Annotated in this window: 15 protein-coding genes; 9 read left to right on the top strand and 6 right to left on the bottom strand. The window is 69.2% G+C overall.

Annotated features, from left to right (window positions below; genetic code table 11):
• Positions 1-56: 56 nt before the first annotated feature.
• Positions 57-971 (bottom strand): helix-turn-helix domain-containing protein, encoded by a 915-nt coding sequence (locus OOK40_RS11210; RefSeq protein ID WP_266479448.1) that lies wholly within the window; start codon positions 969-971, stop codon positions 57-59.
• A 63-nt stretch (positions 972-1,034) separates the two neighbouring features.
• Here OOK40_RS11210 and OOK40_RS11205 point away from each other — a divergent pair, with 63 nt between their 5' ends.
• Positions 1,035-1,601: a TIGR03086 family metal-binding protein gene (locus tag OOK40_RS11205; protein ID WP_266479446.1), complete on the top strand. Its 567-nt coding sequence runs from the start codon at positions 1,035-1,037 to the stop codon at positions 1,599-1,601.
• 94 nt (positions 1,602-1,695) lie between these two features.
• Here the strand turns inward: OOK40_RS11205 and OOK40_RS11200 are convergent, their stop codons facing one another.
• A complete protein-coding gene (locus OOK40_RS11200) occupies positions 1,696-2,256 on the bottom strand; it encodes a hypothetical protein (RefSeq protein WP_266481595.1) in 561 nt (186 codons plus the stop codon).
• Between the two features lie 273 nt (positions 2,257-2,529).
• On the opposite strand from OOK40_RS11200, the gene hemL reads away from it, so the two are divergent.
• The 7 genes from hemL (at position 2,530) to ccsB (ending at position 10,115) form a co-directional block, all read left to right on the top strand.
• The gene (gene hemL / locus OOK40_RS11195) at positions 2,530-3,846 is read left to right on the top strand and encodes a glutamate-1-semialdehyde 2,1-aminomutase (protein ID WP_266479444.1); all 1,317 of its coding nucleotides are present in this window, start codon (positions 2,530-2,532) and stop codon (positions 3,844-3,846) included.
• A complete protein-coding gene (locus OOK40_RS11190) occupies positions 3,843-4,526 on the top strand; it encodes a histidine phosphatase family protein (protein WP_266479442.1) in 684 nt (227 codons plus the stop codon). Before hemL ends, OOK40_RS11190 begins: the two co-directional genes overlap by 4 nt.
• 134 nt (positions 4,527-4,660) lie before the next feature.
• Positions 4,661-5,890: a hypothetical protein gene (locus OOK40_RS11185; RefSeq protein WP_266481593.1), complete on the top strand. Its 1,230-nt coding sequence runs from the start codon at positions 4,661-4,663 to the stop codon at positions 5,888-5,890.
• Positions 5,891-5,958: 68 nt separating this feature from the next.
• On the top strand, positions 5,959-6,564 hold the full coding sequence (locus tag OOK40_RS11180) for a TlpA disulfide reductase family protein (RefSeq protein ID WP_266479440.1): 606 nt from the start codon (positions 5,959-5,961) through the stop codon (positions 6,562-6,564).
• A gap of 31 nt (positions 6,565-6,595) precedes the next feature.
• Complete coding sequence (locus OOK40_RS11175) at positions 6,596-7,333, top strand: cytochrome c biogenesis CcdA family protein (RefSeq protein WP_266479438.1); 738 nt, start codon at positions 6,596-6,598, stop codon at positions 7,331-7,333.
• Positions 7,334-7,338: 5 nt separating this feature from the next.
• Positions 7,339-9,036, top strand: coding sequence for a cytochrome c biogenesis protein ResB (locus tag OOK40_RS11170; RefSeq protein ID WP_266479436.1), 1,698 nt, complete (start codon positions 7,339-7,341; stop codon positions 9,034-9,036).
• Positions 9,033-10,115 carry a c-type cytochrome biogenesis protein CcsB gene (gene ccsB, locus OOK40_RS11165; protein WP_266479434.1) on the top strand — a complete coding sequence of 361 codons (1,083 nt, stop codon included), beginning with the start codon at positions 9,033-9,035 and terminating at the stop codon, positions 10,113-10,115. Before OOK40_RS11170 ends, ccsB begins: the two co-directional genes overlap by 4 nt.
• 383 nt (positions 10,116-10,498) lie before the next feature.
• Here the strand turns inward: ccsB and OOK40_RS11160 are convergent, their stop codons facing one another.
• Both OOK40_RS11160 and OOK40_RS11155 read right to left on the bottom strand, forming a co-directional pair.
• On the bottom strand, positions 10,499-11,428 hold the full coding sequence (locus OOK40_RS11160; RefSeq protein ID WP_266479432.1) for an isopenicillin N synthase family oxygenase: 930 nt from the start codon (positions 11,426-11,428) through the stop codon (positions 10,499-10,501).
• Complete coding sequence (locus OOK40_RS11155) at positions 11,421-11,870, bottom strand: nucleoside deaminase (RefSeq protein ID WP_266479430.1); 450 nt, start codon at positions 11,868-11,870, stop codon at positions 11,421-11,423. The genes OOK40_RS11160 and OOK40_RS11155 overlap by 8 nt, the downstream gene beginning before the upstream one ends.
• Positions 11,871-12,206: 336 nt before the next feature.
• Here OOK40_RS11155 and OOK40_RS11150 point away from each other — a divergent pair, with 336 nt between their 5' ends.
• Positions 12,207-13,151 carry a DMT family transporter gene (locus tag OOK40_RS11150; protein ID WP_266479428.1) on the top strand — a complete coding sequence of 315 codons (945 nt, stop codon included), beginning with the start codon at positions 12,207-12,209 and terminating at the stop codon, positions 13,149-13,151.
• Here the strand turns inward: OOK40_RS11150 and OOK40_RS11145 are convergent.
• Both OOK40_RS11145 and OOK40_RS11140 read right to left on the bottom strand, forming a co-directional pair.
• A complete protein-coding gene (locus OOK40_RS11145; protein WP_266479426.1) occupies positions 13,081-14,001 on the bottom strand; it encodes a LysR family transcriptional regulator in 921 nt (306 codons plus the stop codon). The two genes, OOK40_RS11150 and OOK40_RS11145, sit on opposite strands and share 71 nt — an antisense overlap.
• 1 nt (position 14,002) lies before the next feature.
• Entirely contained in the window at positions 14,003-14,413 is a 411-nt protein-coding gene (locus OOK40_RS11140; RefSeq protein ID WP_266479424.1) for a PLD nuclease N-terminal domain-containing protein, read from the bottom strand.
• Positions 14,414-14,460: the final 47 nt, after the last annotated feature.

The raw sequence follows: 14,460 nt of genomic DNA, 5'->3' as shown, positions 1-14,460 counted from the left end.
ATCAGCGAGGCGCCGTGCCAGGGCACGAGAGCCCGGCAAGATCGGCCGGACAGGACCTAAGGGGCCTGGCGCGCGTAGGCGGTCGGCGGTACGCCCACCGTCGCCGTGAAGTCCCGTACGAGATGGGCCTGGTCGCTGTAGCCGAGCTCGGCGGCCAGCGCGGCCCAGTCCAGGACGCCGGCGTCCGTGCCCCCGCCGCCTCCTGCTTCGGCCGCGGCGTCCTCCGCCGCCTCGGCCCGCTCCAGCGCCTCATGGATGCGGTAGCGCAGGATGACCCACTTGGGGCCGACCCCGACGTACGCCGCGAAGAGCCGCTGCAGCGAACGCGCCGACACCCCTTCCGCCTCCGCCAGCTCGGCGACCCGCCGGATCGTACGGTCCCTGCGCACCAGATCGACCAGCCCCATCGCGCGCAGCGCCTGCGGGTCCGCCGCGGGCTCCAGCCCCAGCAGGAAGGCGTCGAGCGCGGCGACCCGCTCGTCCTCCGCCTCCGGCGCGAGGACCGCGCCCGCCGTGTCCGTGTCCGCGTCCGCCGTGTCCGTGTCCGTGTCCGCGTCCGCCGTGTCCGCGTCCGCCGTGTCCGTTCCTGTGAGGACGTCCGCGAGCGGCAGGCGCTGCCCCGTCCAGTCCGACACGGGCCGCCCGGGTGCGAACGGCCGGAAGCCGCCGGGCCGGAACTGCACCCCGCACACCCGCCCCCGCCCCTCCAGCTTCTGCGTGAACAGCCCCAGGCCGATGCCCGCGACCTCGCCCCACGGCGGCTTGTCGCCGTACCGCTGGAAGACCACGTTCACGGACGGATGCGGCACGACATGCGAGGCGTACGGCTCCGGCAGGTCCCAGTCGATGAGCCAGTAGTGCTCGAGATACGGACGCAGCTCGGGCGCGGGCTCGCGGCGGCGGAAGTCGACCCGTGCGAAGAGCTCGCGGGCTTCGACGATTCCCCTGGTGTCGCGGCGCGGACCTGCCATGACGCGGATCCTATGTCGCGTTTGTTCAATACGCAGGGACTCTGCCGGGCCTACCGTCGAGGCATGACGAAACCGATCAGTGAGCTGCTCGACGCGGCGGCGAGGCGTGCCGTACCGGTGGTGCGCGGCATCACCGAGGACCAGCTGGCCGACCCGACGCCCTGCGCCGAGTACGACGTACGCACTCTGACCGATCACCTCATCCAGGTGCTGATCAACTTCCAGAAGCTGGCAGCGAAGCAGGAATCCGACTTCGGTGCCGAACCGCACTACATGGAGGGCGACTGGCGGTCCCGGTTCGCCGACGAGGCCCACGCACTCGTCGCGGCGTGGGCGGCTCCCGGCGCCGAGGAGGGCACCACCGGGAGGATGGGCTTCCCGGCCAGGACCGTCGCCAACATGGCGCTGGGCGATGTGACCGTGCACGCCTGGGACCTGGCCCGCGCCACCGGACAGGACTTCACGCCCGACCCGGCCGTCGTCGAGGAGATCGAGCCCGCCCTCGCGGAGCTGGCGCCGATGGCCCACAAGGGCGGCGTGTACGGCGAGCCCGTCGAGGTGGGGGAGGACGCGTCCGCCTTCGACCGGGTGCTGGGGCTGACGGGCCGCGATCCGCACTGGCGGCCGTAGGTCGCCTGCGCCCGCCGCCCGCCCGCGATCTGCGCTTCGCCCAGGTCAACGGCGCGCCCGGGGTCGGCCTGCACGATCGGCCGGACAAGGCCCGCTAGGGCCACACCAGGCAGTACGGCTGGTGCCCCGCCTCATGCAACCGCACCGAGAAGTCCTGCCACTCGTGAAGCAGTTGGTACACATTGAACGCGTCCCGCGGACCGCCCCGGTCCGGGACCGTCGACCATATGAAGGCCGCCGCGCCCACCGACTCCTCGCCGATGCCGCGCAGGGGGTCGACCACCGTCATCGGCAGCTTGACCACCGCGTAGTCGGGGTGGAGCACCACCAGCTCCAGCGGCGGCACCTTGTTCAGCGGCATGCCCTGGATGCCCGTCAGCACCATCGCGGCTATGGTCTCCGGCTTGATCTTGGCGAACATTCCGCCCATGCCGAGCTCGTCGCCGCCCAGTTCCTCGGGGCGCATCGAGATCGGCACGCGCGCCGCCGTGGCGCCGTCGGGTGCGCCGAAGTACTTGTAGGTCACCCCCACTCGGCCGCTCCTGCTTTCCATGGGTTCACCCGCGCCCGATTCGCCTCGCCGGTGCTTTCCCCGCCGGGCAGGCTCAGGACCCAGACCGTCGGTCCCCTCGCCCAGTCCGCCACCGCGATGCATATCTCCACCCGACCACTCGCAGCCCCCGCCGCGCAACCCGATCATCGTGACAGTGACCTCCCCCACGAACGTGCTGTGAAACACCAGTCCGCAAGAACGTCGAAGGCTCTGACACCATGGATTCCGTGAGCTTTCCCTGTGTCGCCCCAGTTTCGCAGACGCGAGCGTGGTGACGCCCTTTCGTAATACGAGGAGACCGCGCTCCCTGCTCACCGGTGGCCGAGATCCTCCGTCCCGGCCCCCCGAACACCCGCATAGCAGATCAGGACCAAAGTGGCGTATTCATACGAAGCCCCCGTTTCGCAGACGCTTTTCGACCGTGCGTCCCTCGTGACGCCCGGCGGCGTGAACTCTCCTGTCCGAGCCTTCCGAGCCGTGGGCGGTACGCCCCGGTTCATGGTGTCCGGTACGGGTCCGTACCTCACCGATGCCGACGGGCGCGAGTACGTCGACCTCGTCTGCTCGTGGGGACCGATGATCCTCGGGCACTCCCACCCGGCCGTCATCGAGGCCGTGCAGTCCGCCGTGGCCCGCGGAACCTCCTTCGGCACGCCCGGCGAGGGTGAGGTGGCTCTCGCCGAGGAGATTGTGGCCCGTATCGAGCCCGTCGAGCAGGTACGGCTGGTTTCCAGCGGTACGGAAGCGACGATGTCCGCGATCCGGCTGGCCCGCGGTTTCACGGGCCGCGCCAAGGTCGTGAAGTTCGCGGGCTGCTACCACGGCCATGTGGACGCGCTGCTCGCCGCCGCCGGCTCGGGTGTCGCGACCTTCGGGCTGCCCGACACCCCCGGCGTCACGGGCGCGCAGGCGGGCGACACCATCGTGCTGCCGTACAACGACCTCCAGGCCGTGCACGAGGCCTTCCGGGCACACCCCGGCGAGATCGCCTGTGTGATCACCGAGGCGTCGCCGGGCAACATGGGCGTGGTCCCGCCGCGGCCGGGCTTCAACGAGGGCCTCAGGGCTGCCTGCGCCGAGAACGGCGCGCTGTACATCTCTGACGAGGTCATGACCGGCTTCCGTACGTCCAGGGCCGGCTGGTACGGCGTGGACGGCGTCGCGCCCGACCTGATGACCTTCGGCAAGGTCATGGGCGGCGGCTTCCCCGCCGCGGCCTTCGGCGGCCGCCAGGACGTCATGGCCCATCTCGCCCCGGCCGGCCCGGTCTACCAGGCGGGCACCCTCTCCGGTAACCCGGTGGCCACCGCCGCCGGGCTCGCGCAGCTCCGGCTGCTCGACGACGCCGCGTACGAGAAGATCAACGCCGTCTCGGCGCAGATCCAGTCGCTGGTGACCGACGCGCTCTCCAAGGAGGGCGTGGCTCACCGGCTGCAGAGCGCGAGCAACATGTTCTCCGTCTTCTTCACCGGCTCGGACGTCACGAACTACGAGGACGCCAAGAAGCAGGAGTCCTTCCGCTTCACCGCCTTCTTCCACTCGATGCTCTCCCAGGGCGTCTATCTGCCGCCGTCCGCCTTCGAGTCGTGGTTCGTCTCCACGGCCCACGACGAGCGGGCGGTCGAGCGGATCGCGGCGGCGCTGCCCGCCGCCGCCCGTGCCGCGGCCGAGGCGACGGAGGTGTCCGCATGAGCGAGGACAAGGACATCACCGTCGTCCATCTGGTGCGCCACGGCGAGGTCGAGAACCCCGACGGTGTGCTCTACGGCCGCCGCGCCGGGTACCACCTCTCCGAGCTCGGCCGGCAGATGGCCGACCGGGTCGCCGAGCATCTCGCGGACCGCGACATCACCCATGTCGTCTCCTCCCCGCTGGAGCGCGCCCAGGAGACCGCGGCTCCCGTGGCAAAGAGCCACAGCCTCACCCTCGACACCGACGAGCGGCTGATCGAGGCGGCCAACGTCTTCGAGGGCAAGACCTTCGGCGTCGGCGACGGCGCGCTGCGCAAGCCGTCCAACTGGAAGCATCTGACCAACCCGTTCCGCCCCTCTTGGGGCGAGCCGTACGTCGATCAGGTCGTACGGATGATGGGCGCGCTCGACGCGGCGCGGGACGCGGCCCGTGGGCACGAGGCCGTGTGCGTGAGCCATCAGCTGCCGATCTGGATCGTGCGCAGCTTCGTGGAGCGGCGCCGGCTGTGGCACGACCCGCGCCGCCGGCAATGCACGCTCGCGTCCCTGACCACGTTCACATATCAGGGCGACCGTATTGTTTCTGTCGGTTACAGCGAGCCCGCCCGTGATCTTGTTCCGGCTCATCTTCTCGCCGGTGCAAAGCCTGTGAAGGGCAAGTCCAAAGCATTCGGCGCGTAGATCGAAAACAGTTCTTCACGAACCTTCACGAAATGAGTGCCAGTCCCCGGAACCCCTCTCTCCGGAAGTCCATCTAGACCATTGCCGGTTTGGATGTGCTCTCTCCGACCGGGAGAGCGTGGATGGGGGACGAGATGCGCGACATCAGTCGAAGGGGCTTGCTCGGGGCGGGACTTGGAGCCGCAGCCGCGATCGGAATCGCGGGCTGCGGCTCCTTGAGTCAGGGTAAAGGGGGACAGACCGGACCCGGCGGAGACGGCAAGCCCTCCCCGTCCAGGAGTCAGGGCCGGCTCATCGGTGACGGCTCCACGTCCGACACCGGCAAGCAGCCGAACCAGCCGCCCAGGCCCGTTCGGCTCGAACCGGGCCAGACGCCGCCGCAATTCGTGATCTTTTCCTGGGACGGTGCGGGCGAGGTCGGCAACGGCCTCTTCCCGCGCTTCCTCGAACTTGCGAAGAATCATGACGCCGCGATGACGTTCTTCCTCTCCGGGCTCTATCTGCTCCCCGAGTCGAAGAAGACGCTCTACCGCCCGCCGAACAACGGCATCGGCGCATCCGACATCGGTTATCTCACCGACGGTCACATCAAGGAGACGCTGAAGTACGTACGCCAGGCATGGCTCGACGGCCATGAGATAGGCACGCACTTCAACGGGCACTTCTGCGGCGGTTCGGGATCGGTCGGCAACTGGTCGCCCGCCGACTGGCAGAACGAGACAGACCAGGCTGTGAAGTTCGTCACCGAGTGGCGTACGAACACGGGCTGGAAGGACATTGATCCGCTGCCCTTCGACTACCGCAAGGAACTCGTCGGCGCCCGCACCCCCTGCCTGCTCGGCCAGGACAAGCTGCTGCCCACCGCGAAGAAGCTCGGCTGGCGCTACGACGCAAGCTCGCCCGGCGGCCGCCAGACGTGGCCCGAGAAGCGGCAAGGCCTGTGGGATCTGCCGCTCCAGCAGATTCCGTTCCCCGGACACTCCTTCGAGGTGCTCTCGATGGACTACAACATCCTCGCCAATCAGTCGAACAATTCGACCAAGGGCATGCCCGAGCGCTATCCCGGCTGGAAGAAGCAGGCCACCGAGGCGTACCTCGCCGGATTCAACCGGGCCTACGAGAGCAATCGCGCTCCCTTCTACATAGGCAACCACTTCGAGCAGTGGAACGGCGGCATCTACATGGACGCCGTCGAAGAGGCGCTCAAGGTCATGGCCGGCAAGAAGGACGTACGTCTGGTCTCCTTCCGGCAGTTCTGCGACTGGCTCGATGTCCAGGACCCGCAGGTGCTCGCCAAGCTCCGTACGCTCGAGGTCGGTCAGTCCCCGGCAGGCGGCTGGAACACATTCTTCAAGGCAGCCTGACAAGGGGCTTCACAGGCACCCAGGGGGGCGCGGAATGATCCGCGGAACCGCCATGCGAAACTTTTCACATGAGCCTCAGCCGTGCCCCCCGCGCCGCCCTGCTGACCGCCGTGGTCGCTGTCGGCGCACTCGCCCTGTCGGCCTGCAGCGGTGACTCCAACGGCAAGTCCGGCGGTGGCGGCGACACCAACTTCGTCACCGACACCGGTGGCATCTCCACCGTCGCCAAGAACAAGCGCACCACACCGCACACGCTCTCCGGTGAGACCCTCGACGGCAAGCAGCTCGACGTCGCCGACCTCAAGGGCAAGGTCGTCGTGATGAACGTCTGGGGCTCCTGGTGCCCGCCCTGCCGCGCCGAGGCACCGCATTTCGCGAAGGTCGCCAAGGAGACCAAGGCCAAGGGTGTCGAGTTCGTCGGGATCAATACCCGCGACTCCAACAAGGGTCCGGCTCTCGCCTTCGAGAAGGATTACGAGATCGGCTATCCGAGCCTGTACGACCCGGTGGGCAAGCTGATCGTCAACGGCTTCCCCAAGGGCAGCCTCAATCCGCAGGCCATTCCCTCCACGATCGTTCTCGACCGGGAGGGAAAGATCGCGGCACGCTCGCTCATGGCTCTCGACACCGAGGGACTCCACAAGATCATCGATCCGCTGGTCGCGGAGAAGTGATCGTGGAACGGTCCTCGCGAGGTGAGTCGCGGTGAATGAGACGGTCTTCAGCGGTGCGCTGCTGCTCGCGCTGCCCATCGCCGTACTCGGCGGTCTCGTCTCCTTCTTCTCGCCGTGCGTGCTGCCTCTCGTACCCGGCTACCTCTCCTACGTCACCGGAGTCAGCGGCACCGACCTGGCCGAGGCCAAGCGCGGCCGGATGGTCGCGGGAGCATCCCTCTTCGTCCTCGGATTCACCGCCGTCTTCGTCTCCGGCGGCGCCCTCTTCGGCTACTTCGGCGCGAGCCTGCAGGCCGAGAAGGAGACGCTCTCCAAGGTCCTCGGCGTGCTGATGATCCTGCTGGGCGTGTTCTTCATGGGGCTGATGCCCTGGCTCACGCAGCGCGAATTCCGTATCCACAAGCGGCCGGTGACCGGGCTCGTCGGCGCACCGCTGCTCGGCGCGCTGTTCGGGGTCGGCTGGACGCCGTGCATCGGCCCGACGCTCGCGTCCGTGAACGCGCTGGCCGCCGAGCAGGCGAGCGCCGGCCGGGGGGCCATACTGACGGTCGCGTACTGCATCGGCCTCGGACTGCCCTTCGTCCTCGCGGCGGTGGCCTTCCGCAAGGCGCTCGGCGCCTTCGGGTGGGTCAAGCGCCACTACGCCTGGGTGATGCGGATCGGCGGCATCATGATGATCGCGACCGGTCTGCTGCTGCTGACCGGCGTCTGGGACAGCCTGGTGCAGGACATGCAGGGCTGGACCAATGGCTTCACGGTGGGGATCTGAGTTCCATGAGCACGACGGAGACCGAAGAGCAGCGCGACGGCGGGGACGCCCAGGACGGCAAGGACCTCGGCGCGGCCGGCGCCCAGCTGTCCACCGCCCCCCGCGAGGAGCTCACCGGCGGGCCCTCGCTCTCGGTCGTCGGCTGGGTCCGCTGGTTCTGGCGGCAGCTGACGTCGATGCGGGTCGCGCTGATCCTGCTCTTCCTGCTCTCGCTCGGTGCGATCCCCGGCTCGCTGATCCCGCAGAACAGCGTGGACGAGCTGAAGGTGCGGACCTTCAAGGAGACCCACACGACGGTCTCGCCGATCTACGAGAAGCTGCAGTTCTTCGACGTCTACAGCTCGGTGTGGTTCTCGGCGATCTACATCCTGCTGTTCGTCTCGCTCATCGGCTGCATCGTGCCGCGCTCCTGGCAGTTCGTCGGGCAGCTGCGCGGCCGCCCGCCGGGCGCGCCCGGACGGCTGACCCGGCTGCCCGCGTACACGACCTGGCGTACGCACACCGAGCCCGAGCAGGTGCGTGAGGCCGCGCTCGCGATGCTGAAGAAGCGCCGCTTCCGCGCCCACACCGTCGGTGACGCGGTCGCCGCCGAGAAGGGCTATCTGCGCGAGGCCGGCAACCTGGTCTTCCACATCGCGCTGATCGTGATGCTGGTGGCCTTCGCCGCGGGACAGCTCTTCAAGTCCGAGGGCGGCAAGCTGATCGTCGAGGGCGACGGCTTCTCCAACACCCTCACCCAGTACGACGACTTCAGGTCCGGCTCGCTGTTCCGCACGGACAACCTCGTGCCGTTCACCTTCAAGCTGGACCGGTTCACGGGTACGTACGAGAAGAGCGGGCCGCAGCGCGGCACACCGCGCACCTTCGAGGCCGGGGTCACCTACTCCCAGGGCGGCGGCCCGGACAAGAAGTCCGTCATCCAGGTCAACAAGCCCCTGGTCATCGACGGCACCAAGGTCTATCTGCTCTCGCACGGGTACGCGCCCGTCGTCACCGTCCGGGACGGCCGCGGCAAGGTCGTCTTCAACGGCGCCGTCCCGCTGCTGCCGATCGACAACAACATCACGTCGACCGGCGCGATCAAGGTGATGGACGGCTACCGGGACAAGGACGGCAAGAAGGACCAGCTGGGCTTCCAGGCCTTCTTCGTGCCGACGTTCGGCGGCGCGGGCAAGGGCACCATGTTCTCGCAGTTCCCCGGCCTCGAGTTCCCCGTGATCGCGCTGACCGGCTACCACGGCAGCCTCGGGGTCAACGCGGGCCTGCCGCAGAACGTGTACCAGCTCGACACCGCCAAGATGACCCAGTTCAAGGACGCCAAGGGCCAGATCCTCAAGGCGCGGCTGCTGCCCGGCGAGAAGATGACCCTCCCGGGCGGCGCGGGCTCCATCACCTTCGAGAAGGAAGTGAAGGAGTGGGCGAGCTTCCAGATCTCGCAGCAGCCCGGCAACGGCTGGGCGCTGACCGGCGCCATCGCCGCCATCGCGGGCCTCGTCGGCTCGCTGTTCATCCAGCGCCGCCGGGTCTGGGTGCGGGCCGTGACCGGTGAGGACGGCGTGACCGTCGTCGAAATGGCGGGACTCGGCCGCAGCGAGTCCCCGAAGCTTCCCGAAGAGCTGGGCGATCTGGCCCTGACCCTCAACGCCGAGGCGCCGACGGCGCCCGATTCCTCAGACGTACCTGCCGAAGGGGCTGAGAAGTGACTCTCGCCGCCGCAACCAACGAGAATCTCGCGCACATCAGCAATGTGCTGATCTATTCGTCGATGGCCGTCTACACGCTGGCCTTCTTCGCGCACATCGCGGAATGGGTCTTCGGCAGCCGCAGCAAGGTCGGCCGCACGGCCGCCGCGCTGACCGGCGCCGGGTCCGCCGCGGCCCCCTCGGTCGCGGTCCGGGTCAAGCAGGCCGGCGGCACCGCCGTACTGGACAGGCCCAAGGTCATCACCCGCTCGGCGGCCGGCACCCGCGACGTCCCGGACGGTCCCGGCGCGGCCGGCGGCACCGAGAAGGGCGACCTGTACGGCCGGATCGCCGTCTCGCTGACGGTCCTGGCCTTCCTGGTCGAGGCGGGCGGCGTCGTGGCCCGCGCGATGTCGGTGCAGCGGGCCCCCTGGGGCAACATGTACGAGTTCTCCATCACCTTCTCCACGGTGGCGGTCGGCGCGTACCTCGGCTTCCTGCTGGCGAGGAAGAACGTCCGCTGGATGGGCCTCCTGCTGGTCACCACGGTCCTCCTCGACCTCGGCATCGCCACCACCTGGCTCTACACCGACAGCGACCAACTGGTCCCGGCCCTGCACTCGTACTGGCTGTGGATCCATGTCTCCACCGCGATCTTCTGCGGCGCGGTCTTCTACCTGGGCGCGGTCGGCACCCTGCTCTACCTGTTCCGCGACAGCTACGAGAACAAGCTGGCCCGCGGCGTGAAGCCCGGCTCCTTCGCCACCTCGGTCCTGGAACGCCTGCCCGCGGCCGCCTCGCTCGACAAGTTCTCGTACCGCATCAATGCCGCGGTCTTCCCGCTGTGGACCTTCACGATCATCGCGGGCGCGATCTGGGCGGGCGACGCCTGGGGCCGCTACTGGGGCTGGGACCCGAAGGAGGTCTGGTCCTTCATCACCTGGGTCGCGTACGCCTGCTACCTGCACGCACGCGCCACTGCGGGCTGGAAGGGCCGCAAGGCGGCCACCCTGGCGCTCATCGCCTTCGGCTGCTGGCTCTTCAACTACTACGGCGTGAACATCTTCGTCACCGGCAAGCACTCCTACGCCGGGGTCTGACCCTTCCCGTACGGCGCCCGAGGCCGGTTCCCTGTGACCCACGTCACGGGAACCGGCCTTTGTCGTACGGACAGTTGGAGGGTGTGGACACTCTGCGAGCCCGGATCCGGGCGGGGGACCGAGAGGCCTTCGGGGAGCTCTTCGACGCGTACGCATGTTCGGCGGCGGCAGCGGGGGACGGCGGTTCGCTGCGGCCGTGACTGCTGCGCTTCGAGCTCCGGCTGCCGCATGCGGTGGTGCGGGTCTGGGCTGCCGTCGCCACGCCGGAGGGGATGCCCATCTGGCTCGCCGCCGTGGATGTCCTCGAACCGAGGATCGGCGGGGCCGCTGCTCGCGGCCGCGCTGGACGCCCGAGCGGTGGCAGGAGTTGCGCGAGGAGTACGTCAGCCGGCCGTGATCGCGTCGAGCTGAGCCCGCAGATAGGTGTGCGAGTCGATGCCCAGGACGTCCGTGCCCGGGTCGCACTCGTAGAAGTAGACCAGCGAGATCAGCTCCTCCGCGGGCGCGTCCGCGGGCGGTGGCAGCACCCGGTGGCGGCCCGAGCGCCAGCGGTCGCCCGTCCAGCGGGCCATCAGATCGCCGATGTTGACGGTGAAGGCATCGGGGTCGTACGGCGCGTCCTCCCAGCCGCCCTCGTCGGTGAAGACCTGGAGCCCGCCCCTGCCCGCCTGCCGGTCCAGGACCGTGACCGTGCCGAAGTCGGTGTGCGGGCCGATGCGGAACTGGCCCGGCCGCGGGTCGCCGAGCCGGTCCCGGCCCGGGTACCAGTTGATGTTGAAGCCCCAGGTGGGGTGCCCGGTGTGCCGGGTGAAGAAGGTCTCCGGCTCGCCCAGCGCGACGCCGAGGAGTCCGAGGAGCCGGTCCGACAGCTCCCGCATCTGCCCGAGATACGCCTCGACCAAAGCCTTGAGCCGCGGCACCTCGTGCGGCCAGGTGTTGGGCAGGAACCACTCCGCGTCCACCGCCGGGTCGCCGGTCGGCTCGTCCGCCGCGAAGGACAGCGACTCCTTCAGATCCGGGGGAGACTCGGTGCCTTCCGCATAGGCGTTGGCCTCCGCGCCCGGGCCCAGCCAGCCGCGTCCACCGACCCGCACGGCGTACCGCTCCTTCGCCGCCTCGGGCAGCCGGAAGAACTCTCCCGCCGCCTCCCGGATCCGTCCGCGCAGTCCCGGATCGACTCCATGGCCCGTGACCAGGAGGAATCCGGCGCGCTGCAGGGCCTTGTCGACCATCGCCGCGACGGCGGCACGGGCGGCCGGGTCCCCGGGGGACCAGAGGCGCAGATCGATGGTGGGAATCCTGGGTTCAGTCACCGATGTCCTCGCTCCACAGTTCGGGACGTTCCCTGATGAAGTCCTCCATCAGGGTCCTGCACTCGGCGTCGTCCAACAGCACGATCTCCACGCCGTGTTCGGCCAGCCAGTCGTGCCCGCCGTGGAACGTGGCAGCCTCGCCGATCACCACCCGGGAGATCCCGAACTGCCGGACCAGGCCGCTGCAGTACCAGCACGGCGAGAGGGTCGTGACCATGGTCGTGCCCCGGTACGAGCGCTGCCGCCCGGCCGCCCGGAAGGCGGCTGTTTCCGCGTGCATCGACGGATCGCCGTCCTGCACCCGCCGGTTGTGGCCGCGCCCCAGCAGGCTCCCGTCCGCGCCGTACAGCGCGGCCCCGATAGGGATCCCGCCCTCCGCGAGGCCGGTCCTGGCCTCCTCGACGGCCGCCCGCAGCCACTCCCCGTACCGCGCGTTCTCCATGACGCTCACCTTCCGAAGATAGGTCCTGTCCGGTCTATCAGGCCGGATCAGGGAGCGGGGTCTGGCGATGGGGGCACCTCCCGTGCCCGAAGGGCTACGGGGGAGCATCGCAAGGCGGAGGATGGAGCCCACGCGGAGCGTAGGCGACTGCGACAACGGTGGGGGTACCTCCCGCGCCCGAAGGGCTACGGGGGAGAGGTGCCGTGCCAGGGCACGCGAGCCCGGCCTGATCGGCCGGACAGGACCTTAAGTCATCGGCGGCGCCGATCGGCCCATCGGCAGGACGCCCCACTGGCTCGTGGACCGGCTCCCGCCCCCACTCGTAGCGTCATGGTCATGAACACAGAGAGCAAGGGCACCCTGCAGCTGACCGCGGCCATGGTCCTGTCCGGCACCCTCGGAATCTTCGTCGTCGAGTCGGGGGCCTCCGCCTTCAACGTCGTCTTCTTCCGCGTCCTGTTCGGCGCCCTGGCCCTCGGGGGCTACGCACTGGCCCGCGGCTACTTCCGCGACCACGGCCTCACCCCGAAGAAGCTCGGACTGGCCGCGCTCGGCGGCCTGTTCATCGTCTTCAACTGGGTGCTGCTCTTCGAGTCGTACGAGAACACGTCGATCTCCGTCGCGACCGTCGTCTACCACACGCAGCCCTTCTACGTGGTGCTGCTGGGCGCCCTGCTCTTCCGTGAGCGCCTCACCGCGGCGAAGGTCGGCTGGATCGCGCTCGCGTTCGCGGGGCTGATCCTCGTCTCCGGTGTCACGCCGGGCGACTTCACGGGCGGCAACAGCGCCTATCTGCTCGGCATCGGCCAGGCGCTCGCCGCCGCGCTCCTCTACGGCCTCTCCACCCTCGTCACCAAGCGCGTCACGGGTGTACGCCCGCACCTGATCGCACTCGTCCAGGTCCTCGTCGGCATCCCGCTGCTGCTGCCCCTCGCCGACTTCGGCGCCATGAGCGGGACCGGCGCCGACTGGGGCTGGCTGATCGGCCTCGGACTCATCCACACCGGCCTGATGTACGTCCTGATGTACGCCGCGTACCAGAAGCTGCCCACCGCGAAGATCGCCGTGCTCGCCTTCACCTACCCGGCCGTCGCGATGGTCGCCGACTGGGCGGTGTACGGGCACCACATAGGCCTCGTCCAGGCGCTCGGCGTCCCGCTGATCGTGTTCGCCAGTCTGAAGGTGAACCTCACCAAGTCGCCCCGTACGGTTACCGGTTCGGCTCCTCGGACCGGCTCGCCGACTCCTGCTCCCGCACCAGCCGCATCGTCTCGTCGATGAACAGCCGCACATGGCGCGGCAGCCGCTTCCCCTCCCGCCACGCGACCTGCGTGTACAGCTGGAACGGCGGTTCCCACGACAGCGCGAGGAGCGTCCCCGACGCCAGCTCCTCGCGCACCGCCATGCGCGGCAGCAGCGCGACCCCGAGGCCGCCGGCCACACCCCGCTTGGTCGCCTCGATCGTGCCGAACTCCATGAAGGGCGGGGGAGCGCCGTTGCGTTCGCGCAGCTCCTCCTCGAAGAGGTCGCGGTACGGGCAGCCGGGCTCCGTACCCACCAGCTGGATGTCCGCGAGATCGACGGTCGCGAGCTTCGCCGCGTCGGCGAGCGGATGGGTGGGCGCGCAGACCAGGACGAGCGGTTCGGCGGTCAGCACCTCGGTCTCCAGGCCCGCGTGCTCGGTCTCCCGCTCCATCAGGAAGCCGATGTCGTACACGCCCTGGCGCAGCGCCTGACGGGTCTCGTCCCCGAGCGTGGGGCGCAGCGACAGCCTCACCTGCGGATAGCGGTGGTGGAACAGTTCGAGCAGCGCGGGCAGCCGGTAGGAGGTCAGCGACTCCATGGTGCCGACGTTGATCGCCCCGGCGGGCTCGTCGGCGCCGGTGACGGCGACCCTGGCCTCTTCGGAGAGCTCGATGATCCGGCGGGCGTACGGCAGCAGCCGCTCGCCCGCCTCGGTGAGCCGGATGCGGCTGCCGAGCCGGTCGAAGAGCTCCGTGCCGAGAGAGGACTCCAGCGAGCGGATCTGGCTGGTGACGCTGGACTGGGCGTACTTCAGCTCGGCCGCCGCCTGAGTGAAGCTGAGGACGGTGGCGACCCTCTCGAAGGTGACCAGCAGGCGCAGTTCCATGTCAGGGCTGCTGTGGGTCGTCGCCGTTCTCGCGGCGCTTGAGCTCCTCCTCGCGGCGGCGCAGATCCGCCTCCCAGTCCTTGAGGAGCGCCTCGTCCTTCACATCTTTGGAAGGCACAGCCTCGTCCTTGAGGGACTTCAAGAAGTCCGGGTTGTCGTCGGGCGCGACAAACTCGGTGCGGTGGTTGCGGTGCCATGCGGACGGTGTGCTGCCGCCGGCGGCGGCCTTGCGGTCCCTGCCCGCGACGAGCCACGCGACCGGGCCGATCAGGACCTCGCCGAAGAGCAGCACGATGATGACCCAGACCACCTTCGGGAGGTGCTTGACCTCCTGCTCGGGGGTGTTGAGGCAGTCGATGAAGGCGTAGATCCACAGCGCCAGGACCAGCAGGAAGGGCAGATACCGGAGCATGGTGGTGCGTTCCCCCCGGGGAGCGGTGGCGGGGCTGCTTGGGGCCC

The organism is Streptomyces sp. NBC_01481, from assembly GCF_026339995.1.
In the GTDB taxonomy this organism is placed as follows: Bacteria; Actinomycetota; Actinomycetes; order Streptomycetales; family Streptomycetaceae; genus Streptomyces.
This window is presented reverse-complemented; position numbering and strand designations above follow the sequence as displayed.

Coding starts and splice junctions, on each gene's coding strand:
- OOK40_RS11170 (WP_266479436.1), top strand. CDS start 7,339: ATGAGCACGACGGAGACCGAAGAGCAGCGCGACGGCGGGGACGCCCAG.
- OOK40_RS11205 (WP_266479446.1), top strand. CDS start 1,035: ATGACGAAACCGATCAGTGAGCTGCTCGACGCGGCGGCGAGGCGTGCC.
- OOK40_RS11210 (WP_266479448.1), bottom strand. CDS start 971: ATGGCAGGTCCGCGCCGCGACACCAGGGGAATCGTCGAAGCCCGCGAG.
- OOK40_RS11185 (WP_266481593.1), top strand. CDS start 4,661: ATGCGCGACATCAGTCGAAGGGGCTTGCTCGGGGCGGGACTTGGAGCC.
- OOK40_RS11155 (WP_266479430.1), bottom strand. CDS start 11,870: ATGGAGAACGCGCGGTACGGGGAGTGGCTGCGGGCGGCCGTCGAGGAG.
- OOK40_RS11140 (WP_266479424.1), bottom strand. CDS start 14,413: ATGCTCCGGTATCTGCCCTTCCTGCTGGTCCTGGCGCTGTGGATCTAC.
- OOK40_RS11200 (WP_266481595.1), bottom strand. CDS start 2,256: ATGCATCGCGGTGGCGGACTGGGCGAGGGGACCGACGGTCTGGGTCCT.
- OOK40_RS11145 (WP_266479426.1), bottom strand. CDS start 14,001: ATGGAACTGCGCCTGCTGGTCACCTTCGAGAGGGTCGCCACCGTCCTC.
- OOK40_RS11190 (WP_266479442.1), top strand. CDS start 3,843: ATGAGCGAGGACAAGGACATCACCGTCGTCCATCTGGTGCGCCACGGC.
- OOK40_RS11180 (WP_266479440.1), top strand. CDS start 5,959: ATGAGCCTCAGCCGTGCCCCCCGCGCCGCCCTGCTGACCGCCGTGGTC.
- OOK40_RS11150 (WP_266479428.1), top strand. CDS start 12,207: ATGAACACAGAGAGCAAGGGCACCCTGCAGCTGACCGCGGCCATGGTC.